This is a genomic window from Microbacterium shimangi (genome assembly GCF_043556445.1).
Classification (GTDB): Bacteria; Actinomycetota; Actinomycetes; order Actinomycetales; family Microbacteriaceae; genus Microbacterium.
Genome location: NZ_JBIGII010000003.1, coordinates 316,702 through 330,942 on the forward strand (window position 1 = coordinate 316,702; position 14,241 = coordinate 330,942).

Consider the following 14,241-nt stretch of genomic DNA (forward strand, 5'->3'; position numbering starts at 1 on the left):
TCAGTGGCCGATGTAGCGGCCCGGTCGGTGGTTCATCGCCAGCACGAGGTTCAACAGCACCGCACCCGCGGCGCTGAGAAGGACGACCGGCCACGGCAGCAGCACGAACGAGACGGCGATGATGGCCAGGTCGAAGACCATCTGCGTCCATCCGGCGCGGAAGCCCGTCTTGTCTTGCACGAGGAGGGCCACGATGTTGATGCCGCCCAGACTCGCGCGGTGCCGGAAGAGGATGAGCAGGCCGACGCCCGCGAAGAGGTTGCCGGCGAGGACGCCGAAGACCGGCTCGACGCGGTCGATCGGAAGCATCGCGGCGTTCAGCACAGAGAACGCCGAGACGAGGCCGATCGAGGCCACCGTGCGGAGCGTGAAACTCAGCCCCTTCTTCCACAGCGCCAGAGCGGCGAACGGCAGGTTCACGGCGGCGTAGACGACCCAGAACGGCAGGGGCGAGGCGTACGTGACCAACAGAGCGAGTCCGGCGGTGCCGCCGGTGACGGCGTCGCTCGCCGCGAGCAGGTAGAGACCGAACGCCGCGGTGAAGGTGCCGGTGAGGATTCCGAGGACGTCTTCGGGGATGCTGTGCGCCGTCTTGCGCTCATCGAAGACCAGCGTCGGGGCGGTCGAGGGTGTTTCGGTGTCGGGTGCGTCGGGAGTCGGGTCGGGGGTGGTGTCGGCAGCGGTCATCACGGTCTCCGGGTAAGGAGATCCCATCGTCGCATCTCGTCCGGGCGGCCCCGTCCCCTCGGCACGATCCGCTCGTTTCGACGAGGCATCTCGACGTCGAGACATCCGGCACGGTTCTGGCTCCGAAGAGATCATGCGGGGGAATGAATACCGAAAACCCGCCGTTGCTATGACTGTGAGCACCGAGGGTGCCGCCGGAGGGGATCGTGGGTAAGAACTACATCGACATCGAGAACGACCGTGGTGAGACGCTGCGCTACCGCAAGCACACCAACGGTCGCGGACTCATCGCGAACGGTGCCAAGGTGCACCCGACCGCGGTGGTCGAAGCCGGGGCATACGTCGAGCCCGGCGTACAGATCGCTGCAGGCGCCGAAGTCGGCCGCGGCGCGTGGATCGAAACGGACGCCATCATCGGGCCGGACGCCCGGATCGCCCCGCACGCCCACATCGGATCCGGTGCCGCCATCGGCGCGAAAGCGCAGATCGGTGTGCGCGCGCACGTCGGCACGAACGCTCGAGTTGCGGTGGGTTCGCTCATCCGCGATGACGAAGACGTCGCCGACGGTGACGCGGTAGCGACCGACCAGCGCGGCCTCCACCTCGCCGCCTGAGCCGGATACTCGCTCAGGCGAGCAGCAGGAACACGAACCCGATCAGCGGGAGCGTGCCCTGCGTGAGCGCGGGAGTGAGGTACTTCTTCCCCGACGTGAGCAGAACGAGCGATGCGGCGATCATCGATCCGAGGGCGAAGAGCGCGAGCGTCCGCCCGGCGACGTCGGCTGCGGTGCCCGCACCGTCGACCCAGATGAGCACGAGACCCAGGGCCGCGCCGATGGCGAGGAACAGGTTGTAGAAGCCCTGGTTGTATGCCATCGGGCCGGTCGTGTCGGCATCTTCTTGGCTGGCGACTCCGAACCTGTTCCACACCCGGGGTCGCCGCCACTGAACGCTCTCGAGGACGAAGATGTAGACGTGCAGGAGCGCGGCGAGCGCTCCGAACACGGTCGCGATGATCAGTGCCATGACCGAACCATAGCGCGCGAGTACGCTGGCGTCATGGCAGGAAAAGGTGGCGATCGCCGGCGGGCCGCGCCCCGCAAGCCCGCCCGTCCCCTCTTCGGCCCGAAGAAGCCACCGGTCCGCCGGAAGACCGTCGCCCGGCCGGAGCCCGTCGCGACGGTGGAACAGCCCCGCGTGTTCACCCTGGGAGTCGTTCCCGGCGCGACCCCGGGCAAGTGGGTCTCGGCATGGCGTGACCGGATGCTCCACGTCGAACTGGTGCTGGTTACCCTCGCGGTTGCCGAGCAGCATGAGGCCCTGGCCGGCGGCAGCGTCGATGCGGCCATCGTACGCCTGCCCCTCGATGACTCCGATCTGCACGTCGTGCGGCTGTACGACGAGGTCCCGGTGGCGATCGTGTCGACCCAATCGCACCTCACCGCCGCCGACGAGCTCGAGCTTTCCGACCTCGCGGGCGAGGTCATCATCGTCCCGGCCGATGACGTGCTGGCCGCCGAGGTTCCGGGCGGACTCGCCCCGTCGTTCGATCCTCCCGCGAGCACCGAAGAGGCGATCGAGACCGTCGCGGCCGGCGTCGGTGTGGTCGTCGCCCCCCTGTCGCTCGCGCGACTGTTCGCCCGCAAAGACGTCGCCGTCCGCCCCCTCCGCGATGCGCCCGTCTCGACCGTCGCCCTCGCGTGGTCGAGCGCGACGACGAATCCCGACGTCGACACCTTCTTCGGAATCGTCCGGGGACGCACGGCGAACTCGTCGCGCTGACCGTTCTTTTCCTCGCGTGACGCCCGCCGCGCCTGCGCCGCTGCATCCGGCTTAGAATTCCGAGGTGCCCGCCCCTCTCCTGTACGTCTCGGCCCGGCCGCAGCTCGACGCGGCGGACGCCGAGTACGCGTCGTTCCTCTCGGGCATGGGCGTCGGGCCCGAGATGCTCGGGCGCCACGACCTCGTGCGCGAGCCACTCCCTGACGACGCGTTCGAACGGTTCAGCGGGTTCGTCGTCGGGGGCAGCCCCTTCAACGTCACCGACCCGACGTCGCTGAAGACCGAGGCGCAGCTCAGGCTCGAATCCGACCTCGAGAAGATCGCCGCAGCGGCCGCGGAGTCGCGCACGGCCGCGCTGTTCACCTGCTTCGGGATCGGTGTCGTGACGCGACTGCTGGGCGGAGTCGTCACGCGCGACCACCCCGAAGACACGGGCCCCACCACGATCGAACTGACAACCGCCGGTCGGGCTGACGTGCTTCTCGGCGATCTCGCCCTCCGGTTCGCGGCGCTGACGGCGCACAAGGAGGGCGCGGGAACCGTGCCGCCGGGAGCCGTGCTCCTGGCGACGAACGAGGGTTGCCCGGTGCAGGCGTACCGCGTCGGAGAGCGGCTCTACGCCACGCAGTTCCACCCCGAGTCGACACCCCGCGCGTTCACCGAGCGGATGGCCGTCTATCGCGACGGCGGGTACTTCCCGTCGCGGGACTACGACGTCATCGCGGCGCGGGTGCTCGAAGCATCCGTCACCGAACCACCGCGCCTGCTCGAAGCCTTCGCCGAGCGCTTCGCCGCCTGAGGCGGCGACGACCTCCTCGGCACCAGGACCGGGTCAGTCGGTCGAGGGCCGAAGGAGCTTTAGGGCGGCCGCGATCAGAGGCACGAGCACGACGATTGCCGCGACGATCACCGCCGTCACCCCGATCACCGTGCTCTGCGGCTCGGCACTGAGCCGGGCGACGCCCAGCCAGACGAGCCCCCATCCGATCGCCAGAGGGGGTGTCACTCTCCAGCGGCTGGCGAAAGCGATGCCCAGGCCGATCACGCCGACCACGAGAAGCACGACGACGCCCCAGACGTCGGCGCTCGACTCCCACGAGGCCGGGCCTGTCTGCGTGAGCAGAGCGGCGGTGTTGGCGACCGTCGCCACCGTCACCCAGCCGAGGTGGAGCCCCGTCACACCGTCGAGCAGCACCGCGTCGACGAGGCCATCGTCGGGGGTGCGCGTGACCACGGCCCGCCGGAAGGTCATGGCGAGCGCCGCGAGCAGCACGACGATCGCGACCACGGTGAGCGGCAGGGTTGCGAACTGCGCGACGACGAGCCAGATGCCGTTCAAGACCGCCGTGAGCGCAACCAGCCATCCGAGCGCGCGTTGACGCTCGTTCGCCCGCTGGCGGGGCAGAGCCTGCCAGATCGCGTAGGCGATCAGACCGACGTAGATCACCGACCAGATCGAGAAGGCGCTGCCCGCCGGAGCGAGGTACGACCCGTCCGAGTCGAGCGCACCACCCTGCACGTCTTGCACCGCCGTGCCGCCGAACAGGCCCACCCCCACCATCGCGGCGATGAGCATGAAGCTCACCGCCGAGAGGACGGCGATCTGGCGGACCAGGTCTGCGGGGCGACGGGTATCCACGGCGTTCATGCATAGAACCCTAGATAATCTAGCGATCTCGGGGTACGGCTTGACAGCCGGGCGACGGCGTCAGCGCCGGCTGGCGAGCACCCTCGCCGATTCTCGTTCGGCGGCGGCGTTACGGACACCCGCGCGCGATCCGGCGAGCTTCGCGGCGATGTGCTCGCCCACCGTCAGGGGTTCGTACAGGTCCGCATGCTGCGCGTCGACGCACGACGGAAGCGTCTCGATCAGCGCATCGACGTCGCCGTCGTGGAAGAAAGCCACCGACCGGCGGCGCTCGATCGTGCCGTCGATCACCGGGGGCTTCACGCGGTGCAGCGTCGACGTCCAGCGCTCGTTCGTCCACCGCGCCGTGACGTCGCCGAGGTTGATGAGCAGGGCGTCATCGGCGGGCGAGACGTCGTTCCACGAACCGTCGGCACCGAGCACCTGCAGGCCCTTGACCTGATCGGCCCAGAGGATCGTCACGATGCCGTAGTCGGTGTGCTCGCCCATGCCGACGAGATCGCCGTCGAGGGTCACGTCGGTGCCGGGCGGGAGGGCGTAGTTGTTCATGCGCATCACATCGAGCGAATGGCCGGTGCGCGCGGCGAAGAAGTCAGCGGGAAGGCCCAGCGCATCGGCGAAGATCCGCGTCATCACGCGCGCGACCCGCGCAGCCTCCGCGAAGTACGCCCCGACCTGCGCCTCGTATCCGTCGATCGCGGGCCAGACGTTGTCGGCGTAGTCGGGCTGCGGCAGGTCGGGCGATGCGGGGTAGGTCGCCTGTGTGGCTCCGATGTTGAACGCCTCGAAGAAGTCGTTCATGCGATTGGCCGATTCGACGCCGAGCGAGAGGCTCAGCGACTCCGACTTCGGCGGGCTGTAGCCGCGGTTGATCGCGGGCGGGGTGCGGTACCGCTTCTTCTCGTCGAGGTCGAGGGCGAAGAAGCGGTCGATCGCGTCGGTCAGTCCGTCGATGACGACGGCGGGGATGCCGTGACCCGTGATCTGGATGAACCCGACGGAGCGGCACGCATCGTCGATCTGGCGGGCGACCTCAGCGCGGGCAGCGGGTGAGCCGTCGTGCACGTAGGGCGTGATGTCGACGGTGGGAACGTGAAAGGTCAAGGCAACTCCTCTGTCGGAGGCCGCCGGTCGGCGGCCCGTGTAGGTAGCCGCTTCACGCTTTCCGCGCCCGGGGTGGGCACTCTGCTTTCATGAGCGTCACGCTCACGGTACTCGCCCTCGGGTTTCGCCCGCGTTACATCTGCTCTTCCGTCAGCGCGAGGGGCGCCGCCTCACGTCGCGTGCCACTGTTTCCACTCGCTCTTCTCGTCAGGTGTCATCCCGCCCCTGACCGTGATCTTGAGCGGTCGATCCAACCGGAGGCTGCGCAGCGTTCGAGCGACGGCGAAGGTGCTTGTCAGCGCCGACAATCGAGGATTCGCCACGAGAGCCTCGATGCCGACGACCGGCGCGTCACCCTCGAGCGAAAGCTCCTCGAGGTTCTTCAGACGTGCCAGTGGGGTGACGTCTACCGGAGCGTCGCCATCGAGTGAGATCTCGAACTTCGTGAGGTTCGTCAGCGCGCCGGTCCACTCGAGGTCTGTCGCCTCCGATGCCTTCAGCGTGAGAGCGCGCAGGTTCGTGAAGCCCGACCAGTCGAGCTCGTGAACGCGCAGCATCGGGCCCTCGGGGCTGAGGGTGAGTTCTTCGAGCGCGGGGAGGGCCGCGATATCGGCCAACCACCGCGGGTCATCGATGCCGGTGACCCCCAGCGACGTGAGCCCGGGCGCCTGTGCGATGTCGTCGAGGCTTCGGGTGCGGATGAACAGCGACGTGAGCGCGGGGAACCGCTCGAGCCCTCGCGACGATTCGACCCCGATGCTGAGCTTTCGAAGCCCCGGTAACACGGGAAAGACGCCGAAATGCCAGAACACCGGCAACCCGAGAACGAGCGACCGGAGGTTTCGCATGTGGCTCAGCGGTTCGAGCGTGGTGGCGTCCCACCACGCCTGCCGCAGCTCGCCTTCGCCCGGCTTGATGCTGGAGAGGAAGTACTGCTCCTTCGCGAGGAAGGCTGCTGCCCGGTCTTCTCCCCCGACGATCCGCTGCCACGCGGGCTCGAGACCCGCGAACCACTCCGCCGGGTCTTCGGCCTCGGCGGCCCCGCCCGCCGCTCGGTAGTCGTCGGCGATCGGCCAGCCCCACGAGTCCATCGGAGCCCACCAGGGATGTTCGTCGTGCAGGTCGACACCGCGCTTCTGTGCCACCCGGATGACGCGGCCGAGGAAGTCCTCGAAACTCGTGGCGTACACGTGCATGTAATCTTCGTCGCGGCCGCAGCTGATCACCTGGCCGCGAGTACCCGAGGGTCCGGGAGTCAGATCGACGGCGATGTGGTTGCCCCCGCCGTCCGACGCGATGGGCCACCACCCGGGCTCGAAGTACGCCTCGCGGATCATGCCGGGCTCGAACGATGCATGCCGCGCGATCTGGCCGTGTTCGGCGACGACCTCGCGCCAGACGCGCCACTCGCCGAGCGAATGGGCGAGCGTCAGCCAGAACAGGCCACCGATGAGACCGGAGGAGTGCGCGGGCTGCCCGTCGCCGTGAAGGTAGGCAGCGCGAAGATCGTCCGGAAACCGCTGCCCGATCTCGGCTTCGACCGCCTCGATCTGCTGCGGCGTGGCCGGGGGGTTCAACACCACCAGCAGACGTGAGTCCAGGGCACCGAGGCGAGCACACAGTTCCGGGAACGCAGCCATGGCGCGACTCTACCGAGGAGCGCCCGTGATGACGGCCGACTCGGCGGGGACGACGATCGTTCCAGCCTCGAGCGTCACGCCCTCGTCGGTGGCGAGGAGGATGACGGCACCGGGGTCGACCGTGAACGTGGCCGGCGCCGACGACAGGTTGGCGAACACCCCGACCGCGCCCGAGCGCAGCTCGTAGACGCGACCGCCGGCGACGTCGTGCGCGTCGGCCTGTCGATGCGCGAACACGGGGTCGGTGAGCTCGGGGAGCTCTCGGCGCAGCCGGGCGAGGTCACGGTACAGCTGGAGCAGGCGGGCGTGATCGCCGACGGATACCTCGGCCCAGTCGAGCTTGGAGTTCTCGAACGTCGACGGGTCTTGCGGGTCGGGCACGATCGCCGGGTCCCATCCCATCTCGGTGAATTCCTCGAGGCGTCCTTTCGCCGTCGCCTCGCCGAGCTCCGGCTCGGGGTGGGAGGTGAAGAACTGCCACGGTGTGGAGGCGCCCCACTCCTCGCCCATGAAGAGCATCGGTGTGCCGGGGGCGGTGAGCGTCAGCACCGCGGCCACCGCGAGGCGGCCGTACGACAGGTTCTGAGAGAGGCGATCGCCCGCGGCCCTGTTGCCGATCTGGTCGTGGTCTTGCACGAAGGTGACCAGGCGCCAGGCGGCCATGGTGGCGGGGATCGGGTGCCCGTGGTCGCGTCCGCGGAACGTCGAGAACGTGCCGTTGTGGAAGAAGCCCTCGGTGGTGACCTTGCCGAACGCGTCGCGCGCGGCGAAGTCCGCGTAGTAGCCGACCGTCTCGCCGCTGACCGCGACATGCGCCGCGTGGTGCCAGTCGTCGGACCACTGCGCCGCCAACCCGTAGCCGCCCGCCTCGCGGGGCAGGATGAGCTTCGGGTCGTTCATGTCCGACTCGGCGATCAGCGTCAGCGGGCGGCCGAGGTGTGCCGACAGGGCATCGGATGCCTCGGCCAGCTGCTGCAGGATGTGCACGGGCTGGTCGTCGTGCAGGGCGTGCACGGCATCGAGGCGGAGGCCGTCGACGTGGTAGTCGCGCAACCACATCAGCGCGTTGTCGATGATGTAGTCGCGAACGGGCTGCTCGTCGAGGTTCACCGAGTCGCCCCAGGTGTTGCGGCTTCCTTCGCGCAGGTACGGACCGTACTCGGGCAGGTAGTTTCCGCTCGGACCGAGGTGGTTGTAGACGACGTCCTGGATCACCGCGAGGCCCGCCGCGTGGGCCGCGTCGACGAACCGCTGGTAGGCCACAGGGCCGCCGTACCCCTCGTGCACGGTGTACCACAGCACGCCGTCGTACCCCCAGTTCCAGAGGCCGTTGAAACCGTTGACCGGCAGCAGCTCGACGTGCGTCACACCCAGTTCTACGAGGTGGTCGAGTTTGTTCGCGGCAGCATCGAGCGTGCCCTCCGGGGTGAACGTGCCCACGTGGAGTTCGTAGATGAGCCCACCGGCGAGCTGACGGCCGGTCCACGCCGCGTCGGTCCACTCGTAGCGAGCCGGATCGAAGAACGCGGATGCTTCGTGCACCCCGCGCGGTTGACGGCGCGAACGCGGATCGGGGCGCAGGTCGCCGCCCGCTGTGTTGTCGGCACCGCTGTCATCGGGGCCGTCGAGAACGAAGCCGTACTCCTCGCCGTCGGCGAGCTGCACGTCGGCCGCCCACCAGCCGCCGTCGCGCGCACCCAGCTCGACGTCGGTGCTCTGCCCGGGCCGCCGCATCCGCACCCTCTGCGCCTTGGGCGCCCACACTTCGATCGTCATGATTCCTCCTCGGCGACCAGCAAAGCCACCGGATACGTCGCGAGCAGATCTGCCACTCGAATCTCGGAGCCCTCGTACCGGAGTCCGGTGAAGGCGTCGACCACGGCGCCGGGGCGGCGAAGCAGCAGGGTGTCGCCCCAGCCGCCTCGCGCGTCGAGCCCGAGCGGCAGTCGCGTCGCCACGGCGAGCGCACCGCCGCGGTCGAAGGCGATGACGTGATCGGATGCTTCGCCGACAGCCGTCACCGGCACGTACCGCGTGAACAGCTCGGGGCGAGCCCGACGCAGGCGCAGGGTGCGGGAGGTGACGAGCATCTTGGCGGCGCCCGTCTCGTCGAGGGGCGGCACGTCGCCGCGGTCGAATGCCTCGTCGATCCCGGCGAGCATAGCTGCGCGTTCGATGAAATCGACGGCGCGGCGGTTATCGGGGTCGACCAGCGACTGCTCCCACAGCTCCGACCCCTGGTAGACGTCGGGAACGCCGGGGCCGGCGAGCTGCAGCAGCTTCTGCGAGAGCCCGGTGATCCACCCGTACCGCTCGATCTCGGCCACGAAGGCCGAGACGAGGTCGGCCGCCGGTCCTGTCGCGGCGTCGACCACGGCGTGCATGGCCTTTTCGAACGACTCGTCCTGCTCCCACCACCCGGTCGCATCGGCGGCTTCGCGCGCCGCCTTCTCGGCGTAGGCGTGCAAGCGTTCCGGCGACGCCGGCCACGCACCCACGATCGCCTGCCAGAGCAGGGTGTCGAACGGTCCGTGACCGGTCGTGGCGACGGCGCGGAACTCCCCGAGGGCTTCCGACCACCGCTCGGGCATCTCGGCGAGCACGGTGAGACGTGCGCGCACGTCTTCACCGCGCTTGGTGTCGTGCGTCGACAGGGCCGTCATCGCGCGAGGCCACGAGGCCTGGCGCGCCGCCTGGGCGACATGGAATTGCGCGACCGAGAGCGAGAACTCCGAGGGGTCGCCGCCGACCTCGGTCAGTGCGCCCAGCCGGTTGTAGCGGTAGAACGCCGTGTCTTCGACGCCCTTCGCCATGACCGGGCCGGTCGTCTGCTGGAATCTCCGCGACACTTCGTGCGAGGGATCGGCCAGTACCGGAACGAGCGCCGCGATCGCGTCCGCGAGTTCGGGACGACGCTCGGATGCTTCGGAGGCCGCCCGCTCGAGCTGCTCCCTGCCCGCGGGCAGGTACGACCGGTAGACGGGGAAGCACACGAGCAACTCGGCGAGAGCGTCGTGCAGCACGTCGGCGGAAAACCCGTCGGCGACCTCGGGTGCGACGGGGCGGAGGCCACGAACGAGGCGGCTGATCTCGGCGATCTGGATCGTGTCGGCGATCATCCGCTTGGTGTCGTGGATGAGGTCGTGCCAGTCCTGCGCGGGAGTCACACCGGTCTCGGTGCGCAGGCGCACGTCGAGGGCATCCAGCGGCTGTTCGCCGGCCGGATCGACGAGCACTCGGCCGAACTCGGCCATCGCGTCGTAGCCGGTCGTGCCATCAGTCTCCCACCACGAGGGAAGGAGTTCGCCGTGCTCGAGGATCTTCTCGATCAGCACGTAGCTGCCCTCCTCGCCCGAGGCCGCCCGGAGCGCCGCGGCGAGCTGCTCGAGGTAGCCGCCGGGGTCGAGGAGTCCGTCGGGGTGGTCGATGCGGAGTCCGTCGGCGAGGCCCGCCTCGATCCACCGCAGCACCTCGACGTGCGTCGCCTCGAACACCTCGGGAATCTCCACACGCACGCCCGCGAGGGTCGTCACGGCGAAGAACCGGCGGTAGTTCAGCTCGGCGGCCTCGTCTTTCCAGAACCGCAGTTCGTAGTGCTGACGGTCGTGCACGGCTCGAGCGTCGATCACGCCGGAAGAGCGCTCTTCGGCAGTGACCGACCCGGGCGCGAGCGGAAAGACGTGGTCGAAGTACCGCAGTACGCCGTCGGGCGCGTCGGGGGCGGGAGCGAGATCGACGCTCAGTTCGCCCGCCGCCGTCACCTCGTCGAGCGTCGATCCGAGCACCGGCACGCGGAGGCGGTCGTCGCCGTATTCCCAGTCGATGTCGAAGCTCTCGGCGTGCGACGAGGCTCGTCCCTGCCGCAGCACGTCCCACCACCACGGGTTCTCGCGCGGTTCCGCGACTCCCATGTGGTTAGGCACGATGTCGATGAGGATCCCGAGGTCGTCGGCGCGCGCGGCCGCCGCGAACCGGTCGAGCCCCTCGGGCCCGCCGCGGTCGGGGTCGATACGCGTGACGTCGACGACGTCGTAACCGTGGTCGGAGCCTGGCGTCGCCGCGAGGATCGGAGACAGGTATGCCCACGAGACCCCGAGGTCTCTCAGATAACCGGTGACAGCGGCCGCAGCATCCAGATCGAAATCCTTGCGGATCTGCAGGCGATAGGTCGACAGCGGATACGCGGCCATGGTTTACAACTCCGGTTTCGGTGCCTTGCCAGGCAGGTCGTCAGGGCCCGTGCTCGCGGCGTTCGCGGTGAGCGACGCGGCGACGGAGTGATCGATCTCGGGTTCGGGCAGGTCGTGCTCGCGCAGCACCATGAGCGACTTCGGCTCGACCGGCAGGGTCGATCCGGGCTGGATCGGGTCGGTGTCGGCCCGCTCACCCGCGGTGTCGACCATGACGTCCCACTCGGGGCTGTACTTCGTGTCGGGCACGCGGAAGTCGACGGGCTCGTCGCCCGCGTTGAACAGCACCATGAAGTGCTGGTCGGTGATCTGCTCACCGCGGCGATCACGCTCGCGGATGCCGCGTCCGTTGAGGAAGACGCCGATCGCGCGACCGAAGCCGGAATCCCAGTCGTCGGGCTGCATCACCGAGCCGTCGGGCCGCAGCCACACGACGTCGGGGATCCGCGCGCCCTCCTCCATCTTCACGGGGCGGCCGTCGAAGAAGCGGCTGCGCCGGAAGATCGGGTGCTCTTTGCGCAGACGGGCGAGCGCTGCGGTGAACTCGACGAGCGGCTGGTCGACGTTCTCCCAGTCGACCCAGGTGATCTCGTTGTCTTGGGCGTAACCGTTGTTGTTGCCGCCCTGCGTGCGCCCGAGCTCGTCGCCGTGCGTCAGCATCGGGACACCCTGCGACAGCAGCAGAGTGGCGATGAAGTTGCGCTGCTGACGGGCACGCATCGTGAGGATCGCTTCGTCGTCGGTCGGCCCCTCGACGCCCATGTTGTTCGAGCTGTTGTGCGATTCGCCGTCGTTGTTGTCTTCACCGTTGGCCTCGTTGTGCTTCTCGTTGTACGAGACGAGGTCGCGGAGGGTGAAGCCGTCGTGGGCGGTGACGAAGTTGATGGATGCCACGGGGCGCCGCCCCGAGTGCTCGTACAGGTCGGCGGAGCCGGTCAGGCGCGACGCGAACTCACCGAGGGCCTGGGTCTCTCCCCGCCAGAAGTCGCGGACGGTGTCGCGGTACTTGCCGTTCCACTCCGTCCACTGCGGCGGGAAGTTTCCGACCTGGTAGCCGCCGGGGCCGATGTCCCACGGCTCGGCGATGAGCTTGACCTGCGAGACCACCGGGTCTTGCTGCACGAGCTCGAAGAAGGTCGAGAGACGGTCGACGTCGTAGAACTCGCGAGCGAGGGTCGAGGCGAGGTCGAAACGGAAGCCGTCGACGTGCATCTCGAGCACCCAGTACCGCAGCGAATCCATGATCAGCTGCAGAGCGTGCGGGTTGCCCACGTTGAGGCTGTTCCCGGTACCCGTGTAGTCGGTGTAGTACCGCCTGTCGTTGTCTTCGAGCCGGTAGTACGCCTCGTTGTCGATGCCGCGCATCGAGAGCGAGGGGCCCATGTGGTTGCCCTCGGCGGTGTGGTTGTAGACCACGTCGAGGATGACTTCGATCCCGGCTTCGTGGAGGGCCTTCACCATGCCCTTGAACTCCTGCACCTGCTGGCCGTGCTGGCCGCTCGCGGAGTAGGTGTTCTGCGGTGCGAAGAAGGCGATCGTGTTGTAGCCCCAGTAGTTCGACAACCCCTTCTCCTGCAGGGTCGAGTCGTTCACGAACTGGTGCACGGGCATGAGCTCGATCGCCGTGACGCCGAGCTTGCGCAGGTGCTCGATGACCGCGGGGTGCGCGATGCCGCTGTAGCTGCCGCGGAGTTCTTCGGGGATGAGCGGGTTCAGCTGGGTGAGCCCCTTCACGTGGGCCTCGTAGATGAAGCTCTCGGCGTAGGGGGTCTTGGGCTGACGGTCGCCGCTCCAGTCGAAGAACGGGTTGACGACCACGCCCTTCATCATCGCGGCGGCGGAGTCCTCGTCGTTGCGCGAATCGGGGTCGCCGAAGTTGTAGGAGAACACCGACTGGCCCCACTCGACCTCGCCGTCGACAGCCTTCGCGTAGGGGTCGAGGAGGAGCTTGTTCGGGTTGAACCGCTGACCGTTGCCGGGGTCGTACGGGCCGTACACGCGGTAGCCGTAGTGCTGGCCCGGCTGCACGTTCGGCAGGTAGGCGTGCCAGACGTACGCATCGACGTCGACGAGCTCGATGCGGGTCTCTCCCCCCTCACCGAACAGGCAGAGCTCGACGCGCTCCGCCCCCTCACTGAACAGGGCGAAGTTCGTCCCGTTACCGTCGAACGTGGCCCCGAGGGGATAACTGGATCCTGGCCATACCTGTTGCACGTGCTTCACGATATCCCAGCGGTGTGCGCCGCCCTTGCGCCCGACGTGACCGTTGACGGCATCCGGGGAGTCGAGTAGGCGGAGCGGCGAGACCGCCCCGCTCGCGACGTCACTTCGGCAGCGGATCGAGCTGTTGGGTGCCCATCACGCGCAGCAGCTCGAGCTTGTCGTGATCCTCGCTTCCGGGCACGGCCGTGTAGACGACGATGCGCAGATCGCTCCCCGGCACGCTCAGCGTGTCGCAGTCGATGGTGATCGGGCCGACCGGGGTGCCGGTGATGGTCTTGCGGCTCGACCGGTGCTCGGCGACGCGAGCCGTCTTCCAGCGGCGCTCGAACTCCGGCGACGCCGACCGCAGGCTCGAGACCAGCTGCGTAAGCGCCGCGTCGTCGGGATAGCGCCCCACGGCCGAACGCAGGTCTGCGACCAGATCGCTCGCGAACTCCTCTTCGTGGACGGCGTCGAACTCCACCCCGTCGTGCCCGAGCATGAAGCTGCGCCACACGAGGTTGCGCTCGATACCCGTGAACTCCGACGGGTCGCCGACGAGAGCGGCCCACAGCGGGTTCCACTGCAGAAACTCATGACTGGCGGTGAACACGGCCATCGGCACGTCACCGAGCCTGTCCATGATGCGCCGGACACCGGGGGTGATGTGCCGGGGCACGACGCTGCGCGTGGGGGCCGCCGCTCCTCCGACCCGATACAGGTGGTCGCGTTCTTCCTCCGACAGGCGCAGCGCCCGCGCGAGCGCGGCGAGCATCTGAACGGACGGGTTCGTCGCGCGCCCCTGCTCCAGTCGCACGATGTAATCGACGCTGACGCCGGCGAGGGCCGCGAGCTCTTCACGGCGGAGGCCCGCGGTGCGTCGACCCGACCCGGCCGGTAGTCCGACTTCGGCGGGGCCGACGCGCTCGCGCCACGCCCTCAGCACGCTCGCGAATTCGCTCATCACCCCATCATCACCCCGCCATCG

At 68.6% G+C, this 14,241-nt stretch carries 12 protein-coding genes; 3 read left to right on the plus strand and 9 right to left on the minus strand.

Annotation, left to right across the window (positions count from 1 at the left end):
• A complete protein-coding gene (locus tag ACFXQA_RS03190) occupies positions 1-687 on the minus strand; it encodes a YitT family protein (RefSeq protein ID WP_394518343.1) in 687 nt (228 codons plus the stop codon).
• Positions 688-893: 206 nt separating this feature from the next.
• On the opposite strand from ACFXQA_RS03190, the gene ACFXQA_RS03195 reads away from it, so the two are divergent.
• Positions 894-1,301, plus strand: coding sequence for a transferase (locus ACFXQA_RS03195; RefSeq protein WP_394518344.1), 408 nt, complete (start codon positions 894-896; stop codon positions 1,299-1,301).
• 13 nt (positions 1,302-1,314) lie between these two features.
• On the opposite strand, the gene ACFXQA_RS03200 is transcribed toward ACFXQA_RS03195, so the two are convergent.
• On the minus strand, positions 1,315-1,713 hold the full coding sequence (locus ACFXQA_RS03200; RefSeq protein ID WP_394518345.1) for a DUF1304 domain-containing protein: 399 nt from the start codon (positions 1,711-1,713) through the stop codon (positions 1,315-1,317).
• A 33-nt stretch (positions 1,714-1,746) separates the two neighbouring features.
• Here ACFXQA_RS03200 and ACFXQA_RS03205 point away from each other — a divergent pair, with 33 nt between their 5' ends.
• Complete coding sequence (locus ACFXQA_RS03205) at positions 1,747-2,469, plus strand: LysR substrate-binding domain-containing protein (protein WP_394518346.1); 723 nt, start codon at positions 1,747-1,749, stop codon at positions 2,467-2,469.
• Positions 2,470-2,533: 64 nt separating this feature from the next.
• A complete protein-coding gene (locus ACFXQA_RS03210) occupies positions 2,534-3,268 on the plus strand; it encodes a glutamine amidotransferase-related protein (RefSeq protein ID WP_394518347.1) in 735 nt (244 codons plus the stop codon).
• A 33-nt stretch (positions 3,269-3,301) separates the two neighbouring features.
• Here ACFXQA_RS03210 and ACFXQA_RS03215 read toward each other — a convergent pair whose 3' ends face one another.
• The 7 genes from ACFXQA_RS03215 to ACFXQA_RS03245 form a co-directional block, all read right to left on the minus strand.
• Positions 3,302-4,117, minus strand: a complete 816-nt coding sequence (locus tag ACFXQA_RS03215) for a tryptophan-rich sensory protein (protein WP_394518348.1) — start codon at positions 4,115-4,117, stop codon at positions 3,302-3,304.
• 60 nt (positions 4,118-4,177) lie between these two features.
• Positions 4,178-5,221 carry an isopenicillin N synthase family dioxygenase gene (locus ACFXQA_RS03220; RefSeq protein ID WP_394518349.1) on the minus strand — a complete coding sequence of 348 codons (1,044 nt, stop codon included), beginning with the start codon at positions 5,219-5,221 and terminating at the stop codon, positions 4,178-4,180.
• Between the two features lie 170 nt (positions 5,222-5,391).
• Positions 5,392-6,861, minus strand: a complete 1,470-nt coding sequence (locus tag ACFXQA_RS03225; RefSeq protein WP_394518350.1) for an SMI1/KNR4 family protein — start codon at positions 6,859-6,861, stop codon at positions 5,392-5,394.
• Between the two features lie 9 nt (positions 6,862-6,870).
• A complete protein-coding gene (treZ, locus tag ACFXQA_RS03230) occupies positions 6,871-8,637 on the minus strand; it encodes a malto-oligosyltrehalose trehalohydrolase (RefSeq protein WP_394518351.1) in 1,767 nt (588 codons plus the stop codon).
• The gene (gene treY, locus ACFXQA_RS03235) at positions 8,634-11,051 is read right to left on the minus strand and encodes a malto-oligosyltrehalose synthase (RefSeq protein WP_394518352.1); all 2,418 of its coding nucleotides are present in this window, start codon (positions 11,049-11,051) and stop codon (positions 8,634-8,636) included. Before treY ends, treZ begins: the two co-directional genes overlap by 4 nt.
• Before the next feature lie 3 nt (positions 11,052-11,054).
• Positions 11,055-13,274 carry a glycogen debranching protein GlgX gene (gene glgX, locus ACFXQA_RS03240; protein ID WP_394518353.1) on the minus strand — a complete coding sequence of 740 codons (2,220 nt, stop codon included), beginning with the start codon at positions 13,272-13,274 and terminating at the stop codon, positions 11,055-11,057.
• 100 nt (positions 13,275-13,374) lie between these two features.
• Positions 13,375-14,217: a helix-turn-helix transcriptional regulator gene (locus tag ACFXQA_RS03245; RefSeq protein ID WP_394518354.1), complete on the minus strand. Its 843-nt coding sequence runs from the start codon at positions 14,215-14,217 to the stop codon at positions 13,375-13,377.
• Positions 14,218-14,241: the final 24 nt, after the last annotated feature.

Excerpts from the sequence above, each read along its gene's own strand:
- ACFXQA_RS03245 (WP_394518354.1), bottom strand. The coding sequence starts at position 14,217 with ATGAGCGAATTCGCGAGCGTGCTGAGGGCGTGGCGCGAGCGCGTCGGC.
- ACFXQA_RS03190 (WP_394518343.1), bottom strand. The coding sequence starts at position 687 with ATGACCGCTGCCGACACCACCCCCGACCCGACTCCCGACGCACCCGAC.
- treY (WP_394518352.1), bottom strand. The coding sequence starts at position 11,051 with ATGGCCGCGTATCCGCTGTCGACCTATCGCCTGCAGATCCGCAAGGAT.
- ACFXQA_RS03205 (WP_394518346.1), top strand. The coding sequence starts at position 1,747 with ATGGCAGGAAAAGGTGGCGATCGCCGGCGGGCCGCGCCCCGCAAGCCC.
- ACFXQA_RS03215 (WP_394518348.1), bottom strand. The coding sequence starts at position 4,117 with ATGAACGCCGTGGATACCCGTCGCCCCGCAGACCTGGTCCGCCAGATC.
- ACFXQA_RS03225 (WP_394518350.1), bottom strand. The coding sequence starts at position 6,861 with ATGGCTGCGTTCCCGGAACTGTGTGCTCGCCTCGGTGCCCTGGACTCA.
- treZ (WP_394518351.1), bottom strand. The coding sequence starts at position 8,637 with ATGACGATCGAAGTGTGGGCGCCCAAGGCGCAGAGGGTGCGGATGCGG.
- ACFXQA_RS03200 (WP_394518345.1), bottom strand. The coding sequence starts at position 1,713 with ATGGCACTGATCATCGCGACCGTGTTCGGAGCGCTCGCCGCGCTCCTG.